Source organism: Pseudophaeobacter sp. TrK17 (assembly GCF_042192375.1).
Lineage (GTDB): Bacteria > Pseudomonadota > Alphaproteobacteria > Rhodobacterales > Rhodobacteraceae > Pseudophaeobacter.
Genome location: NZ_CP071700.1, coordinates 4,315,975 through 4,338,990 on the forward strand (window position 1 = coordinate 4,315,975; position 23,016 = coordinate 4,338,990).

At 59.1% G+C, this 23,016-nt stretch carries 22 protein-coding genes; 9 read left to right on the forward strand and 13 right to left on the reverse strand.

What is annotated here, in order from left to right:
- Nucleotides 1–141: 141 nt before the first annotated feature.
- The 3 genes from rlmN to JZI28_RS20625 all read right to left on the reverse strand — a co-directional run bounded on the left by rlmN (nucleotide 142) and on the right by JZI28_RS20625 (nucleotide 2,905).
- Entirely contained in the window at nucleotides 142–1,329 is a 1,188-nt protein-coding gene (gene rlmN / locus JZI28_RS20615) for a 23S rRNA (adenine(2503)-C(2))-methyltransferase RlmN (RefSeq protein ID WP_353396256.1), read from the reverse strand.
- 174 nt (nucleotides 1,330–1,503) lie between these two features.
- On the reverse strand, nucleotides 1,504–2,061 hold the full coding sequence (locus JZI28_RS20620; RefSeq protein ID WP_295449896.1) for a carboxymuconolactone decarboxylase family protein: 558 nt from the start codon (nucleotides 2,059–2,061) through the stop codon (nucleotides 1,504–1,506).
- 310 nt (nucleotides 2,062–2,371) lie between these two features.
- Nucleotides 2,372–2,905: an invasion associated locus B family protein gene (locus tag JZI28_RS20625; protein ID WP_295449899.1), complete on the reverse strand. Its 534-nt coding sequence runs from the start codon at nucleotides 2,903–2,905 to the stop codon at nucleotides 2,372–2,374.
- Between the two features lie 171 nt (nucleotides 2,906–3,076).
- Here JZI28_RS20625 and JZI28_RS20630 point away from each other — a divergent pair, with 171 nt between their 5' ends.
- Complete coding sequence (locus JZI28_RS20630; protein WP_375698802.1) at nucleotides 3,077–4,075, forward strand: asparaginase; 999 nt, start codon at nucleotides 3,077–3,079, stop codon at nucleotides 4,073–4,075.
- Between the two features lie 147 nt (nucleotides 4,076–4,222).
- On the opposite strand, the gene JZI28_RS20635 is transcribed toward JZI28_RS20630, so the two are convergent.
- From JZI28_RS20635 to JZI28_RS20645, 3 genes are all read right to left on the reverse strand, one after another.
- Nucleotides 4,223–4,981 (reverse strand): TSUP family transporter, encoded by a 759-nt coding sequence (locus JZI28_RS20635; RefSeq protein ID WP_353396251.1) that lies wholly within the window; start codon nucleotides 4,979–4,981, stop codon nucleotides 4,223–4,225.
- Between the two features lie 6 nt (nucleotides 4,982–4,987).
- Nucleotides 4,988–5,863, reverse strand: a complete 876-nt coding sequence (serB, locus tag JZI28_RS20640) for a phosphoserine phosphatase SerB (RefSeq protein ID WP_375698803.1) — start codon at nucleotides 5,861–5,863, stop codon at nucleotides 4,988–4,990.
- Nucleotides 5,864–5,956: 93 nt separating this feature from the next.
- The gene (locus tag JZI28_RS20645; protein WP_375698804.1) at nucleotides 5,957–7,000 is read right to left on the reverse strand and encodes an AI-2E family transporter; all 1,044 of its coding nucleotides are present in this window, start codon (nucleotides 6,998–7,000) and stop codon (nucleotides 5,957–5,959) included.
- Nucleotides 7,001–7,255: 255 nt separating this feature from the next.
- Between JZI28_RS20645 and JZI28_RS20650 the strand changes: the two genes are divergently transcribed.
- Both JZI28_RS20650 and serA read left to right on the forward strand, forming a co-directional pair.
- Entirely contained in the window at nucleotides 7,256–8,401 is a 1,146-nt protein-coding gene (locus JZI28_RS20650; protein ID WP_375698805.1) for a phosphoserine transaminase, read from the forward strand.
- 116 nt (nucleotides 8,402–8,517) lie between these two features.
- Nucleotides 8,518–10,113, forward strand: coding sequence for a phosphoglycerate dehydrogenase (gene serA / locus JZI28_RS20655; RefSeq protein WP_295449916.1), 1,596 nt, complete (start codon nucleotides 8,518–8,520; stop codon nucleotides 10,111–10,113).
- Nucleotides 10,114–10,178: 65 nt separating this feature from the next.
- Here the strand turns inward: serA and JZI28_RS20660 are convergent, their stop codons facing one another.
- Both JZI28_RS20660 and JZI28_RS20665 read right to left on the reverse strand, forming a co-directional pair.
- Nucleotides 10,179–11,174 (reverse strand): hypothetical protein, encoded by a 996-nt coding sequence (locus tag JZI28_RS20660; protein ID WP_375698806.1) that lies wholly within the window; start codon nucleotides 11,172–11,174, stop codon nucleotides 10,179–10,181.
- A gap of 7 nt (nucleotides 11,175–11,181) precedes the next feature.
- Entirely contained in the window at nucleotides 11,182–11,946 is a 765-nt protein-coding gene (locus tag JZI28_RS20665) for a hypothetical protein (RefSeq protein WP_375698807.1), read from the reverse strand.
- Nucleotides 11,947–12,103: 157 nt separating this feature from the next.
- Here JZI28_RS20665 and JZI28_RS20670 point away from each other — a divergent pair, with 157 nt between their 5' ends.
- Nucleotides 12,104–12,835, forward strand: a complete 732-nt coding sequence (locus tag JZI28_RS20670; protein ID WP_375698808.1) for a metallophosphoesterase family protein — start codon at nucleotides 12,104–12,106, stop codon at nucleotides 12,833–12,835.
- A 165-nt stretch (nucleotides 12,836–13,000) separates the two neighbouring features.
- Here JZI28_RS20670 and tdh read toward each other — a convergent pair whose 3' ends face one another.
- The 3 genes from tdh to JZI28_RS20685 form a co-directional block, all read right to left on the reverse strand.
- A complete protein-coding gene (gene tdh, locus JZI28_RS20675; protein WP_353396238.1) occupies nucleotides 13,001–14,059 on the reverse strand; it encodes an L-threonine 3-dehydrogenase in 1,059 nt (352 codons plus the stop codon).
- The gene (locus JZI28_RS20680) at nucleotides 14,056–15,243 is read right to left on the reverse strand and encodes a glycine C-acetyltransferase (RefSeq protein WP_375698809.1); all 1,188 of its coding nucleotides are present in this window, start codon (nucleotides 15,241–15,243) and stop codon (nucleotides 14,056–14,058) included. The genes tdh and JZI28_RS20680 overlap by 4 nt, the downstream gene beginning before the upstream one ends.
- Before the next feature lie 373 nt (nucleotides 15,244–15,616).
- Nucleotides 15,617–16,183, reverse strand: a complete 567-nt coding sequence (locus JZI28_RS20685) for a helix-turn-helix domain-containing protein (protein ID WP_375698810.1) — start codon at nucleotides 16,181–16,183, stop codon at nucleotides 15,617–15,619.
- Nucleotides 16,184–16,315: 132 nt separating this feature from the next.
- Between JZI28_RS20685 and JZI28_RS20690 the strand changes: the two genes are divergently transcribed.
- Nucleotides 16,316–17,491 carry an acetyl-CoA C-acyltransferase family protein gene (locus JZI28_RS20690; protein WP_353396236.1) on the forward strand — a complete coding sequence of 392 codons (1,176 nt, stop codon included), beginning with the start codon at nucleotides 16,316–16,318 and terminating at the stop codon, nucleotides 17,489–17,491.
- Between the two features lie 112 nt (nucleotides 17,492–17,603).
- Here the strand turns inward: JZI28_RS20690 and ubiB are convergent, their stop codons facing one another.
- Entirely contained in the window at nucleotides 17,604–19,133 is a 1,530-nt protein-coding gene (gene ubiB / locus JZI28_RS20695) for a 2-polyprenylphenol 6-hydroxylase (RefSeq protein ID WP_375698811.1), read from the reverse strand.
- Nucleotides 19,134–19,136: 3 nt separating this feature from the next.
- The gene (ubiE, locus tag JZI28_RS20700) at nucleotides 19,137–19,889 is read right to left on the reverse strand and encodes a bifunctional demethylmenaquinone methyltransferase/2-methoxy-6-polyprenyl-1,4-benzoquinol methylase UbiE (protein ID WP_375698812.1); all 753 of its coding nucleotides are present in this window, start codon (nucleotides 19,887–19,889) and stop codon (nucleotides 19,137–19,139) included.
- 86 nt (nucleotides 19,890–19,975) lie between these two features.
- Here ubiE and JZI28_RS20705 point away from each other — a divergent pair, with 86 nt between their 5' ends.
- From JZI28_RS20705 to rpsT, 4 genes are all read left to right on the forward strand, one after another.
- Nucleotides 19,976–20,230, forward strand: a complete 255-nt coding sequence (locus JZI28_RS20705) for a hypothetical protein (RefSeq protein ID WP_348151569.1) — start codon at nucleotides 19,976–19,978, stop codon at nucleotides 20,228–20,230.
- Nucleotides 20,223–21,074 (forward strand): bifunctional DNA-formamidopyrimidine glycosylase/DNA-(apurinic or apyrimidinic site) lyase, encoded by an 852-nt coding sequence (mutM, locus tag JZI28_RS20710; protein ID WP_375698813.1) that lies wholly within the window; start codon nucleotides 20,223–20,225, stop codon nucleotides 21,072–21,074. The genes JZI28_RS20705 and mutM overlap by 8 nt, the downstream gene beginning before the upstream one ends.
- A 63-nt stretch (nucleotides 21,075–21,137) precedes the next feature.
- A complete protein-coding gene (locus JZI28_RS20715) occupies nucleotides 21,138–21,914 on the forward strand; it encodes an enoyl-CoA hydratase (RefSeq protein WP_375698814.1) in 777 nt (258 codons plus the stop codon).
- A 272-nt stretch (nucleotides 21,915–22,186) separates the two neighbouring features.
- Nucleotides 22,187–22,450: a 30S ribosomal protein S20 gene (gene rpsT / locus JZI28_RS20720; RefSeq protein ID WP_295449956.1), complete on the forward strand. Its 264-nt coding sequence runs from the start codon at nucleotides 22,187–22,189 to the stop codon at nucleotides 22,448–22,450.
- Nucleotides 22,451–23,016 lie beyond the last annotated feature (566 nt).

The following is a 23,016-nucleotide window of genomic DNA, read 5'->3' on the forward strand; positions in this document are numbered from 1 at the left end:
TCGGCTGTGGCCGGAATATATCCGGTTTGAGGAAAGAATGTGGCAGGGCGGCAGTGTCGCCGGAAGGCCACATAAAAACGCCTCGGGCCATGAGATCCCGAGACGTCAGTGTATCAGGACTGCGCGGGGCAGACTTGGCGTTTAGGACTTTACCCCCGCCTCTGCCTCGATCTGCTTACGGCTTTTGCGGGCGCGTTCGGTTGCGGATTTCAGCTGACCACAGGCGGCCATGATGTCTTCGCCGCGGGGTTTGCGGATCGGCGAGGCATAGCCGGCATCGTGGATGATATCGGAAAAGGCGTGAATGCGGTTGCCAGAGGAGCGTTTGTAGGGCGCGCCGGGCCATTCATTAAACGGAATGAGATTGATCTTGGCCGGAATGCCTTCGATCAGCTTGACCAGACGGTGGGCGTCTTCCTTGCTGTCGTTTACATGATCCAGCATCACATATTCAAAAGTGATGCGTTCGGAATTTGCCAGCCGGGGATAGGCGCGCAGGGCCTCCAGCAGAGTCTCGATGTTCCAGCGTTTGTTGATCGGCACCAGCTTGTCGCGGACCTCATCCGTCGTCGCGTGGAACGACACCGCCAGCAGGCAGCCGATTTCCTCCGCCGTGCGGGCGATTTCCGGCACCACGCCTGATGTCGACAGGGTGATGCGGCGACGGCTGAGCTGGATGCCTTCGGGATCCATGGCGATCTTCATCGCGTCGCGAACATTGTCAAAGTTATACAAAGGCTCGCCCATGCCCATCAGCACGATGTTTGACAGCAGGCGGGCCTCTTCGGTGTTGCGGGTGCCGGGCACGGGCCATTCGTCCAGATCGTCGCGCGCCATCATCACCTGACCGATGATTTCGGCGGCTGTCAGGTTGCGCACCAGTTTCTGGGTGCCAGTGTGACAAAAGGAGCAGGTCAGGGTGCAGCCCACCTGGCTGGAAATGCACAGGGTGCCGCGATCGGTTTCGGGGATATAGACCACCTCAACCTCGTGGCCGCCGGCAATGCGCACCAGATATTTGCGGGTACCATCTTCAGAGACCTGTTTGCTGACCACCTCGGGGATGGCGATCTCAAACCCATCTTCCAGCTGGGCGCGCAGAGCCTTGGAGAGATTGGTCATCTCGGCAAAGTCGCGTTTGCCCCACTGGTAGATCCACTGCCAGATCTGGCCGACTCGCATTTTTGCCTGCTTTTCAGGGATGCCAATATCAATCAGCGCCTGGCGCATTTTCTCGCGGGTCATGCCGACGAGATTGGTCTTGCCGCCCTCGGGCAGCTTGCGGGGCAGGGTCAGAACGTCTTGGGTGATCGGCGCGTTGGCGGTCATGGCAGCGTGACTCTAAATCAGGAGGGTGGATGCGGCTCTATATAGGTATTTGTTCAAAGATCAAAAGGAATCCGATGTCGGTTTCGGCACTGGGGCAAAGCTGCAGGCGGCAAAAAGGCCGCCCAGCGGGTGCGGGGCGGCCTGATCTCAGCGCTAAATTTGATGTTTCAGGCCTTATTCTGTGGCCGGTTCCCAGGCAAAGACCTGAAACGGCGCGTCCACTGGGGTGTCAAACAGCGAGTTGGTGAAATTCGACAGGATTTTCTGGGCATAGATCACCAGGAGGTCCATCATCGCCTTGTTGTCGTATCCGGCCTTGATGAAACGCGAGGTTGCGGCCTCGCTCGGGTGGCCATGTGTTTCACGGATGGCCAGCGCAAAGCTGCGCAAGGCTTCCAGTCGGTCGCTTGGCAGCGGGGTTTCATCGCGCAATGCATCAATGATTGCAGTGTCGATTTTCTCGGCCTGCGCGATCATCGTATGGGCTGGCACGCAGTAATGACACTGGTTGGCAACATTGATTGTCAGCCAGACGACTGTGCGTTCTTCCGGGCTGAAGCCGGAGGCCTCTGCCAGTCGGTGGAGCTGAAAATACCCTTCCAGCAGGGAGGGGCTTTCGGCCATGACGGCATAGAGGTTTGGAACCATGCCATAGGTCTTGATGGCCTCTTCCAGCCGGGGTTTTGCGGCCTCTGGGGCGGTTTCAAGGGTATGGAGTGTGGCGGTGACCATGTCGTTAGTCCTTTTGATTGGGTTTGCGATAGCTAGGGGCGCAGGCAAAAAAGGATAACTGGCAGTAATCAACAAAGGTATGTGCAGCATAGAACCAACTTCCCGAATATGTGTTTTGGCGTGAAGGTTCTGTGGGTTAGCGTGATCTAATCGGCGCACGACAAGGTTTCCCCAGAGCGGGCGCAGCGCGCCTTGGGGCGCACTGGGTTTGGTTGGTTGTGGGGGTACGGGGGGAGCGAAAGCATAGAAAAAGCCCGGTCAAAGGACCGGGCTAAAACGGAAAAGATAGATCTTTAAAGATGTGCAGCGGTTAGCTGCCGCAGCGCTTTTCGGCGTCTTCAATGGCTGCGGTAAACCCAAGCAGCGAGAAGGTGTCCTTGGTCTGGGTGCCCCGCGCCGAGCGCGCCGTCAGCACCGCACCAGCGCCACGTTTCATGGCGGTGATGATCTTGGCATCATCCGCTGCCGTCGCAGGCCAGGCCCATTCGCCCTCGGTGAAAAGTTCAAACTCGCTGTCGCCAATTGTCATGTTGACCGTCGATCCTGGCGCAAAGGGGTAGCCGCCGGTAAAGGTCACCTGACCATTGCCGCCATTGTCGGGGCGGAAAAAGACAAAGAGCTGAATTTCACTGCGGCGCACGGCGACCACGCGGCCATCGCGGGTATTGACGGTTTCTTTGGGGGCAGACACGCCCCAGCATTCTTTTGGGCTGTCACCCTGAAAGACGCTCCAATCCACATTGGCACCGACGCGATTGTCGGTGGTGGTTTGCTGCGCGGTTGCAGTTGTGGCCATAGCGGCCAGACACAGGCCCGCGATCACACGGGCGAGTTTCGATGCCATTTGTCCCGACTCCAAGACTGTCTCTACCTCAATTTCTGTGAGAGCGAGCAGCGTTTAGACCGCCGTCTCTACCAGATGCTCTCGCTTGCCATACACAAGCACACTAACGTAACAAGCGCTACGGGCGAAAGTGCGTTTGGCAGGAATTCGCCAAGAAAAGAGGCTGAAACGATGACAAAACCAGTTCCAATGGCAGAAGTTTGGCGCGGATCCCTACTGGAGAGCCTGCATCTGGGCCATGCGGTGATCTGCGATGACAGCGGTCAGATTGTGCGCAGTTGGGGCGATGCGGATGCGGTGATCTACCCGCGCAGCTCGGCCAAGATGATCCAGGCGCTGCCGCTGGTTACCTCTGGGGCGGCCGCCAAATATGGGCTCAGCTCAGAACAGTTGGCACTATCCTGTGCCTCCCATAATGGCGCCCATATCCATACCGACCGGGTGAATTCCTGGTTGGCGCAGCTGGGGCTGGGCGATGATGATTTCCGCTGCGGGCCGCAAGAGCCGGATGATATCCCGGCCCGCAACGCGTTGATCAAGACCGACACCAGCCCCTGCCAGGTGCATAACAACTGTTCCGGTAAACACGCCGGGTTTTTGACCCTGAATCAGCATCTGGGGGCCGGACCGGACTATGTCGAGATCGACCATCCTGTGCAGCAGGCCTGCCTCACGGCTTTTGAAGAGGTGACGGGCATGGCGAGCCCCACCTATGGTATTGACGGCTGCTCGGCGCCAAATTTTGCCACCACGGTGCATGGCCTGGCGCGGGCGATGTCCTGGTTTGCCTCGGCTGCGGATCGCTCTGATCGGGCGTCGGATGCGGCGGCGCAGCTGGTTTCGGCGATGGCGACCCATCCGGATCTGGTGGCGGGAGAAACCCGCGCCTGCACCAACCTGATGCGGGCCATGGGCGGCAAGGTTGCGGTGAAAACCGGAGCCGAAGCGGTGTTTGTTGCCATCATTCCCGAAAAGAAACTGGGCGTTGCGGTGAAGATCACCGATGGCGCCACCCGCGCCAGCGAATGTGTCATTGCCTCCATCCTGGTGGGGCTGGGAGTGTTGGAGGCGGACCACCCGGAAACCCGGAAATATGTCAATGCGCCCCTGTTGAACCGGCGCGGCATTCATTGTGGCTCGGTGCGCCCCAGCGCCGAGATGCTGTTCTAGCCTGAGCCAGCTGCCAGGGGTATAAAAATAAAGGGGGGGGGGGCTCCCGCCCGTCGGCGTTTCGGGGCCGAAACCCCTCCCGTTGGGCCCGGCGCCGCGCTGTCGCGCGGCGCGGCAGCGCCTAGAACCGGGGGCGCGGCGTTGGGGTTAGAGCATGTCCCAGATCAGTTTGATCGCCAAGGCAACCGAGGTAAGCACCAGCAGGGGTTTGATCAGGCCCGCGCCTTTGGTCTGGGCCAGAGTGGCGCCAGCCTGTGCACCGGCAATCTGCGCAACGCCCATGCACAACCCGGTGATCCACCAGGGCGTTGCCACCAGGGCAAAGGCGCAAAGCGCCCCGGCATTTGAGGCCAGGTTCAGCAGTTTGGTATGGGCAGTTGCCTTGAGGATACCGTAGCCCGCAAGCGAGACAAAGGCGAGCATATAGAAGCTGCCAGCCCCCGGTCCCAGCAGCCCGTCATAGGCCCCACAGAGCGGCACCATGGTCAGGGCAAAGGTCGCGGGTCCAAGGCGGCGGGCACGATCCTGATCGCCAAGCCCCTTTTTGAAGGCAAAAAACAGAGCAATGCCGATCAGCAAAACCGGCAGGATCATCCGGATCCAACCGGTGGGCAAGATGGTGATCAACAGGGCGCCAAGGATGGAAGCCACAAAGGCAATCAGCGCTGACCCTGCCTGATCCCGCAGTTTCACATGGCCGCCTTTGGCATAGGCGCGAGCGGCCGTGGCGGCGCCAAATAGGCCCTGGATCTTGTTGGTGGCCAGCGCCGTGACCGGATTGGCGCCGGCCAGCAGCAGCACAGGTACGGTGATCAAGCCACCGCCCCCCGCAACCGCGTCGATAAACCCGGCAACAAATCCCGCTGCCATCAGCAACAGCAGGGTCTCAATACCCACTTCCAGCATCTGGGATTATCCTTTGAAATCGGCGCGGGCATAGCCCTGAATGTACAACAGTGCGGTCAGATCACCATGGTTGATGCGGATCTCACACTGGGCCGCGACCGAAGGTTTCGCGTGCAGCGCCACGCCGGACCCGGCGCGCAGCAACATGCCCAGATCATTGGCGCCGTCGCCCACAGCAATCACATCCGCCTCGCTGATCGAAAGCTTTGTGGTGATCTGCTCGAGCGCTTCCACTTTTGCTTCGCGACCGAGGATTGGCAGGCCTGGCTTGCCGGTGAGTTTTCCATCCGCCACCAGCAATGTGTTGGCGCGGTTCTCATCAAAGCCGAGCTCAGCCGCGATGCGGGTGGTAAAGGCGGTAAAACCACCAGAGACCAGGGCGGCATAGGCGCCTTCGGCCTTCATCGTGGCCAGCAAGGCCGGACCACCGGGCATCAGGGTGATGCGGGTGTCCAGAACCTGGCCTATCACCGCTTCGGGCAGGTCATTTAGCAAAGCGACCCGTTCCGTCAGGGCGCCATCAAAATCCAGCTCTCCGTTCATGGCGCGGGCGGTGATGTCTTTTACACGGGCGCCAACGCCGGCCTCTTCGGCCAGCTCGTCGATGCATTCCTGCTCGATCATGGTCGAATCCATGTCGGCCAGCAGCATCTTTTTGCGCCGGTTGGCGGCGGGCTGCACAACCAGATCCACGCCAAGCGCCTGCAGGTCTTCCCAGACTTTCCATTGATTGTCTGGCCGGGCTTCAAGCGGGAATTCTGCTGCGATTTCAGGGGCAAGCCAGATGGCTTCGCCGCCGCCCCAGGCATTGCGCAGGGAGTCGACCAGGGCCGGGTCCAGGCAGGGTGTGGCAGGGTTGCAAAGCAGCGTGGCAATATACATGAGACAGTTCCATCTGGCGCGTGGGTCGCGCTCTCATAGCCTCCGGAGCCGTTGGGAACCAGCCCCCAAACTTTTCACCCGGCGGGATTGCGGTCAGAGCTCACCCTTTTCGGACATCATCACAGCGATCCAGCGGGAATGGGGTATTTCCGCCAAGATGATCATCACCATGGCAGTGAGGGGAACCGCTAGAATGGCCCCGGTCATGCCCCAGAGGGCGCTCCAGATGGCCAGGGCCAGCAACACGGTAAACGGGCTGAGGTTGACAGAGCGGCCAAGGAGCCTTGGTTCGAAATAGTAGGCGACCAGAATTTGCGGGACCATCAGCAGCACCAGCGACAGGCCCGCATGTGCAAAAGAGGTGAACTGGATCAGGCTCATGGTGACGGGAAAGACCACAGCAATGACAGAGCCAATATAGGGAATGTAGTTCAGCAGGCCGATGATGATGGCCCAGAATGCCGGATGGGCAATGCCCAGCAGTTTCAGCAGGGCAAAGGACACCAGCGCAAGCACGACGTTGACCAGAGTCTTTGCCGCCAGATAGCTGCCGATCTTTTCGTTGATCTTGCGGACCAGCTCCATTGTATGTTCAGACTGCGCATGATCGCTCAGCGCTCGGCGGGTTTTGTCGGGGAGACTGTCCAGCTCTGCCAGGATGAAGATGGCGTACAGGGCCGCCGCAATGATGAGCGAGCCGCCATTGCTGATGGTGGCCAAGGCCGCCGGCATCAACGTGGTGGCATCGACCATATCCAGCAGATGTTCCCCCAGATTGCCCCAATTAGGTTCCTGTTTGATACCGACAGCGGTCAGGAACTTGCTTTGCAGAGCGTCAAAATTTGCGGCGTATTGCGGCAGCGCCGCCGATAGTGAGGTGGCACTGGCAGTGATAAAGGAGGTCAGGATCAAAAAGCCCAGCGTGATGAGCACCAGAGCCAGCAAACGGCGTAACCGGCGGGGCAGTCGCCCAATCAGCGGCACCGGCACCAGGGCATCGGCAGCGGTGGTGAGGATATAGACCGCAATGATGCCGACCAGAACCGGTAGCAGGATTTCCTGACCCGCGACCAGCAGCCATCCCACCATTAGGATCAGGGCAAGGGAATAGGTCACCAGCGCAAGTCTGCTTGTCATTGAATACCTCGAATCATCAGGTCTCGTCGGGGCCTGAAATAAGAAAAACCATAGGCATCTGCCTTGGGAATACCACCAAACCCGGCAAGACTTTGGTAGGGAAGTTTCCTAAAGGCGTCAAAGCCTGTCGCAAAATTCCACCAAAGCGGCGTTTGCTGGCAATTTTTATGGTTGCACCTCAGATCACTGCGCCCTAGCTCTGGCGGCGGGACACCCTTCCCCAACGAAGGGCAGATATCTGTAAGGATAGCATCTATGGCTACTCAGCAACCGGCGACGCGGCCGGGTAATCCGCGTTTTTCTTCTGGCCCCTGCGCCAAACCCCCTACATTTGAATTGTCCAAACTGGCCGACGCCCCTCTGGGTCGCAGCCATCGCGCCAGCGTCGGCAAGGCCAAGCTGAAGGATGCCATCGAGGGCACCCGCGAAGTTCTGGGCATCCCCGCAGATTATCGTATTGGTATTGTTCCCGCGTCTGACACAGGCGCGGTAGAGATGGCCCTGTGGTCGCTTTTGGGCGAACGCAAGGTGGAGATGCTGGCCTGGGAAAGCTTTGGCTCGGGCTGGGTCACCGATGTGGTGAAGCAGCTGAAAATCGACGCCGAAGTGAAAACCGCCGACTATGGCCAGATTGTCGATCTTGCCTCGGTGGATTGCACCAACGATGTGGTCTTTACCTGGAACGGCACCACCGCCGGTGTGCGGGTTCCCAACGCCGACTGGATTGCCGATGACCGCGCTGGTCTGACCATCTGCGACGCCACCAGCGCCGCCTTTGCGATGGATCTGCCCTGGGACAAGCTGGATGTGACCACCTTCTCCTGGCAAAAAGTTCTGGGCGGCGAAGCGGCCCATGGTGTGATCGTGCTGTCGCCCCGCGCTGTGGAACGGCTGGAAAGCTATACCCCGGCCTGGCCCCTGCCCAAGATCTTCCGCATGACCAAAGGCGGCAAGCTGATTGAGGGTATCTTTACCGGTGCCACCATCAACACCCCGTCGATGCTGGCGGTTGAGGACTATCTGTTCGCGCTGGATTGGGCGCGTTCGGTTGGCGGTCTGAAGGGCCTCATCGCCCGTGCTGACGCCAATGCGCAGGCGGTGTTTGATTTCTGTGACGCCAACGGCTGGATCGCCAATCTGGCCGAGGATGATGCGACACGCTCCAATACCTCGGTCTGCCTGAAGTTCACCGATGACCGCATTCAGGATGGTGCTGCCTTTGCCAAGGCCGTGGCCAAACGTCTGGAAGCGGAAAACATCGCGTTGGACATTGGTGCCTACCGCGACGCGCCTGCGGGTCTGCGGATCTGGTGTGGTGGCACGGTGGAAACCGCTGACATCCAGGCCATGTTGCCCTGGCTCGCCTGGGCCTTTGAGGCCGAGATCGCCGCACAAGGCTAAATCTCAGGACTGATCTTGTCGCCCGGCGGACACGCCGGGCAGCGCCCGACGCTCCCCTAAGCCAAATCCCCATTCAGGCCGCATTCGGCCCCCGATATTCAAAGGACCGCACCAACATGGCTCCCAAGGTACTCATCTCCGACAAACTCTCTGAAGCCGCCGTACAGATCTTTCGCGATCGCGGCATCGACGTGGATTTCCAGCCTGACCTGGGCAAAGACAAAGACAAGCTCGCCGAAGTCATTGGCCAGTATGATGGTCTGGCGATCCGCTCGGCGACCAAGGTGACGGACAAGATCCTCGCCAATGCCACAAACCTCAAGGTCATCGCCCGCGCCGGCATCGGCACCGACAACATCGACAAGGAGGCCGCGTCGAAAAAAGGTGTGATCGTGATGAACACGCCCTTTGGCAACATGATCACCACCGCAGAACACGCGATTGCGATGATGTTTGCCGTGGCGCGTCAGATCCCCGAGGCCTCCACCTCGACCCATGCCGGCAAATGGGAAAAGTCCAAATTCATGGGCACTGAGCTGACCAATAAGACCCTGGGCGTTATCGGTGCCGGCAACATTGGTGGCATCGTGTGCGATCGCGCCCGTGGCCTCAAGATGAAGGTCGTGGCCTATGATCCCTTCCTGGGGCAGGAAAAGGCCGACAAGATGGGCGTCGAAAAGGTCGAGCTGGACGAGCTGCTCGCCCGCGCCGATTTCATCACCCTGCACGTGCCCTTTACCGATGCCACAGCCAATATCCTGAGCCGCGAAAACCTGGCCAAGACCAAAAAAGGCGTGCGCATCATCAACTGCGCCCGTGGTGGTCTGGTGGACGAAGAGGCCCTGGCCGAAGCCCTGAAATCGGGCCATGTCGCTGGTGCCGCCTTTGACGTGTTCTCGCAAGAACCCGCCAAGGAAAACGCCCTGTTCAACCTGCCCAACGTGGTCTGCACGCCGCATCTGGGCGCGGCAACAACCGAGGCGCAGGAAAACGTCGCCCTGCAGGTGGCAGAGCAGATGTCCAACTACCTGCTGACCGGCGCCGTTGAAAACGCGCTCAACATGCCAAGCGTCACCGCCGAAGAAGCCAAGGTCATGGGGCCCTGGATCAAACTGGCCGAGCACCTGGGCGCCTTTGTGGGTCAGATGACCGATGAGCCGATCAAGGCGATCAACATTCTTTATGATGGTGTCGCCGCCGAGATGAACCTGGACGCGCTGAACTGCGCGGTTGTGGCGGGCATCATGAAAAAGGTGAACCCGGATGTGAACATGGTCTCCGCCCCGGTGGTGGCCAAGGAACGTGGCATCCAGATCTCGACCACCAATCAGGACAAAACCGGCGCCTTTGATGGTTATATCAAGGTGACAGCCGTCACGGATAAGCGCGAACGCTCGGTTGCGGGCACCGTGTTCTCCGATGGCAAACCCCGGTTTATCCAGATCAAAGGCATCAACATCGACGCCGAGGTGGGCGCGCATATGCTCTACACCACCAACAACGACGTGCCGGGCATCATTGGTGCGCTGGGCCAGACCATGGGGGAGCACGGCGTCAACATCGCCAACTTTACCCTGGGCCGGTCTGAGGCCGGTGGCGAAGCCATCGCGCTGCTTTATGTCGACGACATCGTCCCCGCCGACGCCCGCGCCAAGCTGGCCGAAAGCGATCTGTTCAACCAGATCAAACCCCTGCAGTTCGACGTCGCCTGATCTGGGCGAACGCCGACAAAAGAAAGCCGCCGGAGGAAACCCCGGCGGCTTTTTCATGCCTGCCCCTATTCCCGCCGAATAACCCCAGCAATCGCCGCCGCGCCCAAGGCGGTGACGATCCAGCCAAACACAGTGAAAAGCCAGCGCATCCACCACAGGGTCCACCCCCATGGCCCCCGCGTGGTAGAGGGCGCCCAGGCGGCCTCTTGCCCGATGTTGACGATGGGGACGACGACATCGAACCCGTATGCGAGCCAATAGAACGTCTCGTAGTCGCGTCCTTTTTCAGTCTCAGCAGTCCAAGTTTGCGCTGGGTTTCGTACCGTCTTATCCTCCGCCAAATTTTGCCACGCGGTGGTGGACAAAATGACATCAGAATTCGGCGCAAAATCCCCGTGCCGCCAGGCTATGTGTGACAGACCGGCTGCAAGGAGAACCAACACAGTTAGTGCTCCTAGGCTCCTAAAAGGCTGGTAGCCATAGCCAACCAACCAATGTAACCCATAGCTTTTGGCCTTTAGCCACCAGATGCGCAGCTTGTCCTTGGCATTGAACCACTGCAAATCCTGCCGGAATCCCGCCAGCGCCAGTTCCAATTGCGCGTCCGATGGCCGATTGGGGTGATCCTTGGCGGCATCAAGGTAAATACGCTGGAAGCGATCAAATAGCTGTTTACGTTGATCACTTGCTTTGGTCTCAACATAGACATCCTTGTTTTCTTGGTTTGGGGATTTCAAAAATCGCCTCAGTGCCCAGCGTTCTGCACGCCGTTTTTCTATCTCATGCCATTCACTGCCCCGGTGTCGAACTTCGCCTTCCACCAGCACTGTGCGCGCGTCACGATCATGCCCCATGTCGCGCAGCACCTTGGCCAGTTGCGTGTAGGGCTGTGGCGAAAACTCACCGTTCATCTCGTGGCCCTTGCCCAGCCATTCTAACCGTTTTGCTGTGTCACCGGGATTGATGATATGGGTATAGGTCAGGCCAATAAGGGAGAGGTCTGTGACCCTCTCCCAGCTTTCAGGGTCATCGACCAGGGTGTCAAAATGTGCACCAGACAAGTCGATTTCACCGGATATTTCCGTGACATCTCTCCAGAAAAAATGCGCAGCCTGCGTGCCTACCAGCAGCCTGCGTGCCTACTAGCTGAAGGGCTGCACCCTTTTCTGCATGAAACCGTCCTCTCACACAGGTGAGCTGTCCAGTGATTTTTGCGCCGACAAGGTCCACGCGGCCCTTGGCCGAGAAGCCTTTGTTGAGGAAGACACTGCCCATGATCTGCGCATGTTGTGCGTTGAGGGCGTCGCCCTCGGTCACCTCTATCTGCCCTCCGGTGCAGTTGAGCTGCCCGCCGATTTTTGCGCCGCCAAGATCAACGCAGCCCTTGGCCGAAAATCCCTTGCGTAGAAAGACACTGCCAACAATCACAGCCCCCTGGGCGCTTAATCCCTGTTGCAGGGCGCTGCCATGCAGGCTCAGCGTGTTGAAATGGCAGTAGTAGGCGTAGATCTTTTGTTCAAAATGGCAGTGGACTAAATTGGTGGTGCCTTTTGCCTGGGCATAATCAAGGTCCAGAACCTCCGGCACATAGGCCCCCGCCAGCTGCACGCCCAGATCATGCACCACGCAGCCGTCACCGCCGCCGGTGATCAGGTAGCGCAGCAGGTCGGCGTGGACGGTATGGGCATCGCTGGGGGCTGTGGGCAAGGTGCCGTCACCTAATTTGCAGCCCTTGCCAGTCAGGCAGCCATCAATCAATTTCTCCTCTGCCGAGGTCAGCTCACCAGCCGCATACGCCGCCTTAATATCCGCATATGTCTGAATGTTGCGCATGAAATCTCCTTAACCAATGGGTGCAAGCCTAGGATCTGCATCGCGGCGAGGCAAGCGCGCCTCTGTGGGGGGCTGCTTTGGCACTGTCGCAGCTCTGCCCTTGTGATGCGCGGCGGCTTGGGTCATCAATTGCGCAACTGACCCAAGGAGATGCCCCATGACACAACCGATCTACGCCATTGGTGATATTCACGGCCAGCTGGAGATGCTGGAACAGGCGCTGGCGCGGATCGAGGCGGATGGCGGGCCGGAGGCGCGGGTGGTTTTCCTGGGCGATTATGTTGATCGCGGGCCGGACTCGCGCGGGGTGATCGAGCTGTTGTCGCAGGGGCTGGCGGCGGGGCGCAACTGGGTCTGCCTGCTGGGCAATCACGACCGGATGTTTTCCATGTTCATGGAGGATTATCCGCGCAATGACGACCGGCTGTTGGTGGGCTACCACTGGCTGCATGATCGCATCGGCGGGGTCGAGACGCTGCAGTCCTATGGGGTCGAGGTGCCGGAACGCACCCGAATTTATGACGTCCATAGCGCTGCGCGACAGGCGGTGCCGGATCACCACCGCGCCTTTCTGACCGGGCTGGTGGATTACCACCAAGAAGGCGATCTGTTGTGCGTTCATGCGGGTATTCGCCCCGGTGTGACGCTGGAAGATCAGATCCAGAATGACAAGATCTGGATTCGAGATGAATTCTTGGAATATCAAGGCGCCCATCCCTGGCTGGTGGTGCATGGGCATACGCAGATCCCTGTAGCCGAGCATCGTGGCAACCGGGTCAACCTTGATTCCGGCGCCGGCTTTGGTCGCCCGCTGACGGCCGCCGTGTTTGAAGGGCGGGACTGCTGGGTGCTGGATGCAGAAGGGCGCAGTCCCTTGTTGGCCCCCTAAAAGCGCCCGCAGATCTGGGAAAAAGACAATTGTGCGTAATTTGCACATTTTCAATAAAGGAATTCGGTGTAAGCTGACAATGTGATCGGCGGTTCGGTAATGAGTTCCCTTTGGGCGTAAAGCCCGCGTTGTCTGTGTTGCCGTCGATTACCCGTTTTGCCTGGCTCAGGGCTGATTGATCTGGTTCCAGTCCAGGACCACCTTGCCGCTATCTCCCGATTTCATCGCAGCGAATCCCTTGGCAAACTCATCGACACCAAACCGATGGGTGATGACGGCGCTCACATCCAATCCGTTTTGCAACATGGCGATCATCTTGTACCAGGTTTCAAAGATCTCGCGGCCATAGACACCCTTCAGCGTCAGCGCCTTGAACACGATGCGGCTCCAGTCGACGGGAGATTTGCCCGGCGGGATGCCAAGCAGGGCGATGCGCCCGCCCATCACCAGGGCTTCGACCATCTGATCCAGCGCCGCCTGGTTGCCCGACATCTCTAGCCCCACATCAAATCCCTGGCGCATACCAAGTTCGGCAATGACATCCTGCAGATCTTCGTGGGCCACATTGACCGGGCGCACATTGGCCACTTTGGCGGCCAGTTCCAGCCGTCCGGGGTTCACATCGGTGATGGCCACATGGCGGGCGCCAGCGTGGCGGGCCACAGCAGCGGCCATGATGCCAATGGGGCCGGCGCCGGTGATCAGCACGTCTTCGCCCACCAGATCAAAGCTGAGCGCCGTATGCACCGCATTGCCCAATGGATCGAGAATCGCGCCGATGTCATCCGAAATGTCATCGGGCAGCGGCACAACATTAAAGGCCGGCAGCGCCAGATACTGGGCAAAGGCGCCCTGTTCGTTGACGCCGATACCACGGGTTTCGGGATCCAGATGGAACTTGCCGGCGCGGCTTTGCCGGGAATGATGGCCAATCAAATGCCCCTCGCCCGAGCAGCGCTGGCCAATCGCCAGATCGGTGACATTGCGTCCCAGCTCGACGATTTCACCGGCAAATTCATGCCCGGTGATCAGCGGCACGGGCACCGTCTTTTGCGCCCAGGCGTCCCAGTTCCAGATATGCACATCGGTGCCACAGATGCCGGTTTTGTTGATCTTGATCAGCACCTCATCCGGGCCAATCTCTGGCACCGGTGCCTGCACCATCCACAGGCCTTCTTTGGGATGGGATTTTTCCAGCGCTTTCATGGTGTTTGGACGGGTCATTGCAGGGTCCCCAAGTCTTTGCCCACCTTGCCAAAGGCCGTCAGCGCGCGGGTGAGTTCATCCCGTGTCAGGGTGGCGTTCATCTGGGTGCGAATACGCGCCTGGCCACGGGGCACCACGGGAAAGAAAAACCCGGAGACATAGACACCCTCGTCAAACAGGGCTGCCGCCATGTCCTGTGCCAGCTGCGCCTCGCCCAGCATCACCGGCACGATGGGGTGTTCACCGGGCAAGAGGTCAAACCCCAGATCGGTGAGGCCTTGGCGCCAGAAGCGGGTGTTTTCAAACAGCTGCGCGCGCAGATCGGCGCCTTTTTCAACCAGCGAGATGGCTTCCAGCCCGGCAGCAACGATAGAAGGCGGCAGCGAATTGGAGAACAAATAGGGCCGCGCCCGCTGCCGCAGCAGGTCGATCACTGGCTGCGGCCCGGCGATATAACCGCCAATGGCCCCTCCCAATGCTTTGCCCAAAGTCCCGGTGACGATGTCCACATCGACGCCAAAGTGATCCGGTGTGCCAGCGCCCTTTGGCCCCATGAACCCGGTAGCGTGGCAGTCATCCACCATCACCACGGCGTCATATTTATCCGCCAGGGCGCGGATTTCCGGCAGCTTGGCCAGATAACCATCCATCGAGAACACCCCGTCGGTGGCGATCATGATATGGCGGGCTCCATCCGCGCGGGCCTGTTTCAGCCAGGCCTCCAGATCATTCATATCACTGTTGAGGTAGCGATAGCGCTTGGCCTTGCACAGGCGCACCCCGTCGATGATCGAGGCATGGTTCAGGCTGTCCGAGATAATGGCATCCTCTGGTCCCAACAGCGGCTCGAACAGCCCGCCATTGGCGTCAAAACAGGCGGCAAACAGAATGGCGTCATCCTTGTTCAGGAACTTTGCCAGGCGTTGCTCCAGCTCCCGGTGGATGTCTTGCGTGCCGCAGATGAACCGGACCGAGGCCATGCCGAAGCCCTTGCCCTCCATCACGCCGCGCGCGGCTTTGATCAGATCAGGGTGATCTGCGAGACCGAGGTAGTTATTGGCGCAGAGGTTGATGACCTCCTTGTCCCCCACCGTGATCTCGCCCCCCTGTGGGGAGGTGATCATTCGTTCCCGCTTGTAGAGGCCATCGGCCTCAATCTGGGTGAGCGTCTCAGAGATGTCGTTCAGAAATGCAGTGCTCATAGCGGGAAACTCCTTATCCGTGGAATCGTATCTACCATAGCGGAAAAGATTCCCAAATAGAAGATTTCACTATCCCGGAAAAAAATCCGCAAAGATGGATTTTTATGCAAAGGATCCTGCCTGACTCTGGGTGGGCGTGAAACTACAAATCAAAGGTCGTGCTAGGCGGCACCTCCAGGCGGCGCCCGGCCTGCTTTCGGAGGGCGCGCTTGTTCAAATTGTTAGAGGGGTGCCAAATACTGCGCTGCTCATAATTCGACAAAAGAGAAAGCAGAAGAATACGAAGACAATCGCCAGGTTGAGCCTCCTGCTTCAACAAGCGCTAAATCACTCTTGCTGAACTCGGCTTCGATATTAAGCTAGAGCAGGTCACTCATGCGTTCTTCACAATCAGAAAAACCCGTGCTGCCCCATTGGGTGCGGTGATCGCATGGCCCACGTCGGCAGCGTAGCGGGCGGTGTCGCCAGCCTGTAGGCTATCCTTGGCACTGCCGGATGTGACCTCGATCTCGCCGTCCAGAACCGTCAGCTGTTCCATCGCGCCGCGGGTATGGGGCTGGCTGGTCAGGGCGCCGCCTTTGTCGAACCGAATGTCATAGACCTCATGCCCGCCGGCTTCTTCCGGCGGCGACAGGATGCGGATGCGGCAACCTTCGCCGATGTTTTCGATCTTGGGTACATCAACGGCGCGCAAAACCTCGATGTGGTCCTGCTGGTCGCCGGATTCCAACAGGCCGGCAAAATCCACCTGCAGCGCCCGGGTGAGGTTCCACAGCGTCGCAATGGTGGGGGAGCTTTCGCCGCGTTCGATCTGGCTGACCATCGAGCGGCTGACACCCGAGAGATTAGCCACGGCTTCTAGGCTGAGCCCCTGGGCGCGGCGGGCCTCTTTCAGGCGGGAGGGCAGCAGGGTCAGGATATCGTCTGGGTTTTCCGTCATAACAGATGTCCTGCGGGTCCTGAGGCAATTTGTCAATGACGGGACGTTCAGCTGTGCACTAGGCCCGTCAGGGGCAGACAGCGCATGCTGCATCTGCATAATACGCGCAACTGACTCGTGAGGAGAGAGATCATGACTGATATCGTCATTCTGGATGGTGCCCGCACCGCAATTGGTACCTTTGGTGGCGCGCTTGCCAATACCGCGCCTATTGATCTGGCGACAGTGGCTTCAAAGGCCGCAATGGAGCGCTCTGGCGTTGACCCGGAACAGATCGGCCATGTGGTATTTGGTCATGTGATCAACACCGAGCCGCGGGATATGTACCTGTCGCGGGTGGCGGCGATGCAGGCGGGCGTGCCCCATGGCACGCCAGCGATGAACGTGAATCGGCTCTGTGGTTCGGGGGCACAGGCGCTGGTTTCGGGTATTCAGTCGCTGATGCTGGGGGATGCAGATTACGCCCTGGCTGGTGGTGCGGAAAACATGTCGCGCAGCCCCTTTATCATGCAGCAGCAGCGTTGGGGCGCCAAGATGGGCGATGTGAAATCGCTGGATATGATGCTGGGGGCGCTGAACTGTCCCTTTGGCACCGGCCACATGGGGGTAACCGCAGAGAATGTCGCGGATGAGCACGATATTACCCGCGAACAAATGGACGAATTTGCCCTCGCCAGCCAGACCCGTGCGGCGGCAGCGATTGAGGCTGGCTATTTCAAAAGCCAGATCGTGCCTGTCGAGGTTAAGGTAAAGCGCGACATGGTGCCTTTTGAAGTGGATGAGCACCCCAAAGGCAGCACGATGGAAGCGCTGGCCGGGCTGCGGGCGGTGTTCCAGAAGGACGGTCGCGTCACTGCGGGCAACGCCAGCGGCATCAATGATGGCGCGGCCGCCCTTGTGATGGCGCGGGCAGAGGCGGCCGAAAAGGCAGGCCTGAAGCCCAAGGCGCGGGTTCTGGGCTATGCCCATGCGGGGGTACGGCCCGAGGTGATGGGCATTGGCCCGGTGCCGGCGGTGCAAAACCTGCTGGCCAAAACCGGCCTGAAGGCCTCTGATTTTGACGTTATTGAAAGCAATGAGGCCTTTGCCTCGCAGGCGCTGGCGGTGAACAAGGAGCTGGGCCTGGATCCGGCGAAGGTGAACCCCAATGGCGGTGCCATTGCCCTGGGTCACCCGGTTGGGGCCACAGGCGCGTTGATCACCGTGAAGGCGCTTTATGAGCTGGAACGGATTGGTGGATCCAAAGCGCTGATCACCATGTGTATTGGCGGCGGTCAGGGAATTGCCCTGGCGATTGAACGTCTGTGACATTGAGACGGGGTAGGGGGGCTTTGCCCCTCTGGCCCTTTGGGCCATTCACCCCAAGGTATTTTGGCTAAGATGAAAGGGGCGCCGCCGTGCTTGCGGCGCCCGTTCTTGTTCAGCTCAGAAACTGACTGATGAGGAGCGTCAGCAAGATCCCAGCGGTCGCGCCAGCTGCAGTGGGGATCTGCCAGGTGCGGTTCTTTTTATCGCCACTGGGCTGTTGGGATTGGGCGATCAGCGCCTGTTCCATCAGGGCGGGCAGGCGCGGGCCAAAGCGGGCCATGACCTTGGCGGTTTTCATCAGATCCGAGGCAATGGCGCGGGGGCCGATGCTTTTCTTGATGTAATCCTCGACCACGGGCTGGGCCACTTCCCAGATGTTGATCCTGGGATCCAGCGAGCGGGCGACGCCTTCGACCACCACCATGGTGCGTTGCAGCAGGATCAGCTCGGTCCGGGTTTCCATGCCGAACCGTTCGGTGACCTCGAACAGGTAGTTCAGCAGGTTGCCCATGGAGATCTGGCTGGCATCCATGCCAAATATCGGCTCGCCGACGGCGCGAATGGCGCGGGCGAATTCATCGACATCGCGATCTGCGGGCACATAGCCGGCCTCGAAATGTACCTCGGCGACGCGTTTGTAATCACGTTTGATAAAGCCAAAGAGGATCTCTGCGTAGACCCGGCGGGTGTATTCGTCGATATGGCCCATGATGCCAAAGTCATAGGCAATGATATTGCCATTGGCGGCGACCTTGAGGTTGCCCTGGTGCATGTCGGCGTGAAAATAGCCGTCGCGCAGGGCGTGGCGCAGGAACAGCGACAACACCCGTTCCCCGAGCGCATGGCGATCATGGCCCGCAGCGTCCAGGGCGGCATTGTCGCCCAAAGCCACCCCATCGGCCCAGTCCAGGGTCATCACCCGGCGGGCTGACGCCTCCCAACGGATACGGGGCAGTTGGAAGCCTTCGTCGGCGCTGGTGTTGGCGGCAAATTCGGATGCGGCTGAGCTTTCAAGCCGCAGGTCCAGCTCACCCTGTACTACCCCGTCAAAATGCTCGATCACATCCATCGGGCGCAGTCGGCGGGCGCCGGGGGCAAAGAGGTCAACAATGCGGGCGGCAAAGTAGAAGGCATCGACGTCTTTGTTGAAGGCGCGTTCAATGCCGGGGCGCAGGACTTTGACCGCGACGTCTTCGCCTGTTTCGGTCAGCCGGGCGCGATGCACCTGCGCGATAGAGGCGGCGGCAATTGGCTCGCTGAATTCGGAAAACACTTCGGCCAGAGGGCGGCCAAGCGCGCGCTCAACCTCGGCCATGGCTGCCGCGCGGGGAAAGGGTGGCAGCTGGTCCTGCAACACCCGCAATTGCTGGGCCATATCTTCGCCGACCACATCCGGGCGGGTTGAGAGCACCTGACCGAATTTGATATAGGCGGGCCCCAGCGCTGTCAGGGCGCGTGTTGCCGGGGGCATGTTTGGATCGCCCTTGTAGCCAAGCCACTGAAAGGGCCAGCCCAGGGTGTAGGCCAGGGCGCGCAGGGGGGCGGGCGCGTCAAAGGCGTCCAGCACCACGTCCATGGCGCCAGTGCGCACCATGGTGGCGCCGGTGCGGATCAGGCGGATGATATTATGAGGGCCGCGCATGGTTCAGATTTTCCAGCCGGAATGCAGCGCCGCGATTCCCAGCGACAGGTTGCGGTATTTGGCATTGGCAAAGCCTGCGGTTTTCACCATCTGCAGGAAGGTCTCCTGATCCGGGAAATTGCGGATCGATTCCACCAGATACTGATAGCTGTCGTAGTCATCTGCGATGAGCTTACCCATGCGGGGTATGACGTTGAAACTATAGAGATCATAGAGTTTCTGCATGCCGTCGTTGGGCAGCTGGCTGAACTCCAGCACCATCAGGCGGCCGCCGGGTTTCAGCACCCGGTAGGCTTCATTCAGGGCTTCCTGCGGGCGGGTGACGTTTCGGATGCCAAAGGAGATGGTGTAGACGTCGAATTTATTGTCCTTAAACGGCAGGGCCATGGCGTCGCCGGTGACCCAATCGAGGCTCTCGGCCATCTGTTCGGCCTCGGCGCGTTTGCGGCCTTCTTCCAGCATGGGCGCGGTGAGATCCAGCACGGTGGAATGGCCGTGGCCGGCGCGCTTCAGGAAGCGAAAGGAGATATCACCCGTACCACCGGCCACATCCAGCAGGCGCTGGCCCGGGCGCGGCGCCAGCCAATCCATCATCGCGTCTTTCCAGATCCGATGAATCCCGAGGCTCATCACGTCATTCATGATGTCATATTTGGAGGCCACGGAATTGAAGACGCCCTGAACCCGGCCCGCCTTTTCATGCTCGGGGACGGTTTCAAAGCCAAAATGAGTGGTGCTGTCTGATCTGTCTGCCATGGGGACTTGCCTCTGCCGATACCGCCCCCTCTTATAGAGACCAAGGCCGGGAAGACAATTGGGCGAATATGCAGCAGGGGGCGGGGATGAAGAGATTAGCCAATGCGGCGACTGGCCTGGATCTTTCATTCATTTGGGCCACGGCTTTGGTTTCTTTGCGCTGTCATGGATGGTTGGATGCGGTGTCTGAACTGATCTTTGTGCTGCTGGCTGCTGTGCCGGTGATATTTTCGGTTTCAAAGCAGCGCTATAAGAGGTTCGGCGTTGCCAGAATTTCCAAATATTGCGAAGGCTATGGAGAGATTATGGAACTTGCCGAAAGTAAGCTGAACAATGCCTGAACTGCCCGAAGTTGAAACCGTGATGCGGGGATTGCAGCCCTCGATGGAGGGCGCGGTGATTGCGCAGGCGCAGGTGAATCGGCCTGATCTGCGCTGGCCCTTTCCGGAGCGGATGGCAGAGCGGCTGACGGGGGCGCGGGTTGTGGCGCTGCGGCGGCGGTCCAAATACATCCTGGCGGAACTGGACCGGGGTGAGACCCTGCTGGTGCATTTGGGTATGTCGGGGCGGATGACGGTGTCGGGTGATCCCTTGGGGCAGTTTGTGCATGATCACCCGCAGGCGGCCAAACATGACCATGTGGTCTTTGATATGGAAAACGGCGCGCGGGTGACATTCAATGATCCGCGCCGCTTTGGCGCTATGGATCTGATCGACACAGCTGGCCTGGCTGAGCACAAGCTGCTGCGGGTGCTGGGGCCAGAGCCGCTAGGCAATGATTTTCACGAAGATCACCTGATCGCCGCCTTCAAAGGTAAGAACACGCCGGTGAAATCGGCACTGCTGGATCAGGGAATCATCGCGGGTCTGGGCAATATCTACGTCTGTGAGGCGCTTTTTCGTGCTCAAATTTCACCCAAACGCAAAGCGGGGCAACTCGCCGCAGCCCGTGTTGCGGCGCTGGTCCCGATCATCCGGCAGGTGCTGGAGGAGGCCATCATAGCCGGGGGGTCTTCGCTAAAAGATTTCCGCCAAGCCAATGGGGAGCTTGGATATTTTCAGCACAGCTTTGATGTCTATGGTCGCGAGGCAGAGCCCTGCAAACGGCAGGGGTGTGGCGGGACTATTGCCAGAATCACCCAGTCGGGGCGATCCTCTTTCTACTGTGGCAAGTGTCAAAGATAGCTTGAATGCGATGTTTGTCGTGGTAATGACTCGGTTCTGAACGGAACAACGAAAGCAATAATTATGGCCTATGAGACGATCAACGTCGATGTGCAGGACCACGTTTGTCTAATCAAACTGCATCGCCCCGAGGCGTTGAACGCACTCAATGCAGCGCTCGTGAGCGAGCTTTGCACTGCTTTGGAAGAAGCCGACGCCAGCGACAAGGTGCGCTGCATTGTGCTGACCGGATCGGAAAAGGCATTTGCCGCCGGTGCTGACATCAAAGAGATGTCGGAGATGAGCTTTACCGATGTCTATACCAACAACCTGTTTGCGCAGGTGAATGATCGCATCGTGGCGATTCGCAAACCCATCATCGCAGCCGTTGCAGGCTATGCGCTGGGCGGTGGCTGCGAGCTGGCGATGCTGTGCGATTTTGTCATTGCGGCGGAAACCGCAAAGTTTGGCCAGCCAGAGATCAACCTTGGCGTTGTAGCCGGCATTGGCGGCACCCAGCGTCTGACGCGGTTTGTTGGCAAATCCAAATCCATGGACATGAATCTCACCGGTCGTTTCATGGGCGCCGAAGAAGCCGAGCGCGCCGGTCTGGTGTCGCGGGTGGTGCCTGCCAAAAAGCTGATCGAAGAGGCCATGGGCGCGGCACATAAGATTGCCGAAAAATCCCTGCTCACCGCGATGGCAGTCAAGGAAACGGTCAATCGCAGCTATGAGATGCCGCTGAGCGAAGGCATGTTGTTTGAACGCCGGGTGTTCCACTCGATGTTTGCAACCGAAGACCAGAAAGAGGGCATGGCGGCCTTTTTGGAAAAACGCGAAGCCCAGTTCCGCGATAAGTAACCGGTTGGGGCCAGTCCTCCTGGTCTGCTCCCAAGGTCGGGGTGGTTCTTTGGGATTGGCCCCGGCAGTTTTGCGGTGGTTTGGCTGCCCCCGTGATGCGTTCACATAGGTATTTGGCAATGTGCTTGCATATTGCAGCCCATCCCATTAAAGACCGCAGCCATACATGCGCGTGCAGCCCGCTTGGCTAGAATCACTCCGAGATCCGATCCGGGTTTGGCTGGCCTGCGCCGACATAATAAACACGAACCCGAAGATAAGGTCACAGAGACATGGCAAATACCCCCCAAGCAAAAAAACGCGCACGTCAGAACGAAAAGCGTTTTGCAGTAAACAAAGCCCGCCGTTCGCGCATCCGCACATTCCTGCGTAAAGTTGAAGAAGCTATCGAAGCTGGCAACAAAGAAGATGCAGCCGCCGCTCTGCGTCTGGCCGCTCCTGAGCTGATGCGTGGCGTGACCAAAGGCGTCTACCACAAGAACACCGCTTCGCGGAAAGTGTCCCGCCTGACCGCACGGGTCAAAGCGCTGGGTTGATTCCCAACCGGGAATTTCCTGCAAGCCGGAAAATGAAAAAAATGAAGGCGTCGCATTTTTGCGGCGCCTTTTGATTTTCTCCTTATCCCACGGAGACCTTCTGCAGCTGCGAGAGATTCTTTGTCAGCAAAGCATGAGTCAACATCATAGTTTCATTGCCGCTGCCCCCCGCAAATTGCTACCACATATACAGCGATTCACTCGCTGGGGGACAGGCTGCTCACGGTAATCTTGACGGGCATCAAGGTTACTAGAAGGCGTAGAAGTTCACGGGAGGCCAGTTTGGCTTCTTAATGATTCTACGCCCTGCTGTATTGGATTTTCAATCAGCAGCCTTGTCTCACTTGTGTGCAGAAACGGTTTATAGTTTCGGGATCAGGGCCGCTGTGTGTTTGTGGCTTTTGTTGAACAATCCGTTGCCCCACAGGGGGAGTGTGGTCAGGAAACCCCTGTCCGCAGGCGCAGAAGTTATGGGTGAAACGCAGCTCTGAAATGGGCGAAAAAGAATGATAGGCGAAAGATAAACAGGCCGCTGCTTGTTTTTGGGGATGCATGAGGCGCAGCAC

Excerpts from the sequence above, each read along its gene's own strand:
- rlmN (WP_353396256.1), bottom strand. The coding sequence starts at position 1,329 with ATGACCGCCAACGCGCCGATCACCCAAGACGTTCTGACCCTGCCCCGC.
- JZI28_RS20620 (WP_295449896.1), bottom strand. The coding sequence starts at position 2,061 with ATGGTCACCGCCACACTCCATACCCTTGAAACCGCCCCAGAGGCCGCA.
- JZI28_RS20625 (WP_295449899.1), bottom strand. The coding sequence starts at position 2,905 with ATGGCATCGAAACTCGCCCGTGTGATCGCGGGCCTGTGTCTGGCCGCT.
- JZI28_RS20630 (WP_375698802.1), top strand. The coding sequence starts at position 3,077 with ATGACAAAACCAGTTCCAATGGCAGAAGTTTGGCGCGGATCCCTACTG.
- JZI28_RS20635 (WP_353396251.1), bottom strand. The coding sequence starts at position 4,981 with ATGCTGGAAGTGGGTATTGAGACCCTGCTGTTGCTGATGGCAGCGGGA.
- serB (WP_375698803.1), bottom strand. The coding sequence starts at position 5,863 with ATGTATATTGCCACGCTGCTTTGCAACCCTGCCACACCCTGCCTGGAC.
- JZI28_RS20645 (WP_375698804.1), bottom strand. The coding sequence starts at position 7,000 with ATGACAAGCAGACTTGCGCTGGTGACCTATTCCCTTGCCCTGATCCTA.
- JZI28_RS20650 (WP_375698805.1), top strand. The coding sequence starts at position 7,256 with ATGGCTACTCAGCAACCGGCGACGCGGCCGGGTAATCCGCGTTTTTCT.
- serA (WP_295449916.1), top strand. The coding sequence starts at position 8,518 with ATGGCTCCCAAGGTACTCATCTCCGACAAACTCTCTGAAGCCGCCGTA.
- JZI28_RS20665 (WP_375698807.1), bottom strand. The coding sequence starts at position 11,946 with ATGCGCAACATTCAGACATATGCGGATATTAAGGCGGCGTATGCGGCT.
- JZI28_RS20670 (WP_375698808.1), top strand. The coding sequence starts at position 12,104 with ATGACACAACCGATCTACGCCATTGGTGATATTCACGGCCAGCTGGAG.
- tdh (WP_353396238.1), bottom strand. The coding sequence starts at position 14,059 with ATGACCCGTCCAAACACCATGAAAGCGCTGGAAAAATCCCATCCCAAA.
- JZI28_RS20680 (WP_375698809.1), bottom strand. The coding sequence starts at position 15,243 with ATGAGCACTGCATTTCTGAACGACATCTCTGAGACGCTCACCCAGATT.
- JZI28_RS20685 (WP_375698810.1), bottom strand. The coding sequence starts at position 16,183 with ATGACGGAAAACCCAGACGATATCCTGACCCTGCTGCCCTCCCGCCTG.
- JZI28_RS20690 (WP_353396236.1), top strand. The coding sequence starts at position 16,316 with ATGACTGATATCGTCATTCTGGATGGTGCCCGCACCGCAATTGGTACC.
- ubiB (WP_375698811.1), bottom strand. The coding sequence starts at position 19,133 with ATGCGCGGCCCTCATAATATCATCCGCCTGATCCGCACCGGCGCCACC.
- ubiE (WP_375698812.1), bottom strand. The coding sequence starts at position 19,889 with ATGGCAGACAGATCAGACAGCACCACTCATTTTGGCTTTGAAACCGTC.
- JZI28_RS20705 (WP_348151569.1), top strand. The coding sequence starts at position 19,976 with ATGAAGAGATTAGCCAATGCGGCGACTGGCCTGGATCTTTCATTCATT.
- mutM (WP_375698813.1), top strand. The coding sequence starts at position 20,223 with ATGCCTGAACTGCCCGAAGTTGAAACCGTGATGCGGGGATTGCAGCCC.
- JZI28_RS20715 (WP_375698814.1), top strand. The coding sequence starts at position 21,138 with ATGGCCTATGAGACGATCAACGTCGATGTGCAGGACCACGTTTGTCTA.
- rpsT (WP_295449956.1), top strand. The coding sequence starts at position 22,187 with ATGGCAAATACCCCCCAAGCAAAAAAACGCGCACGTCAGAACGAAAAG.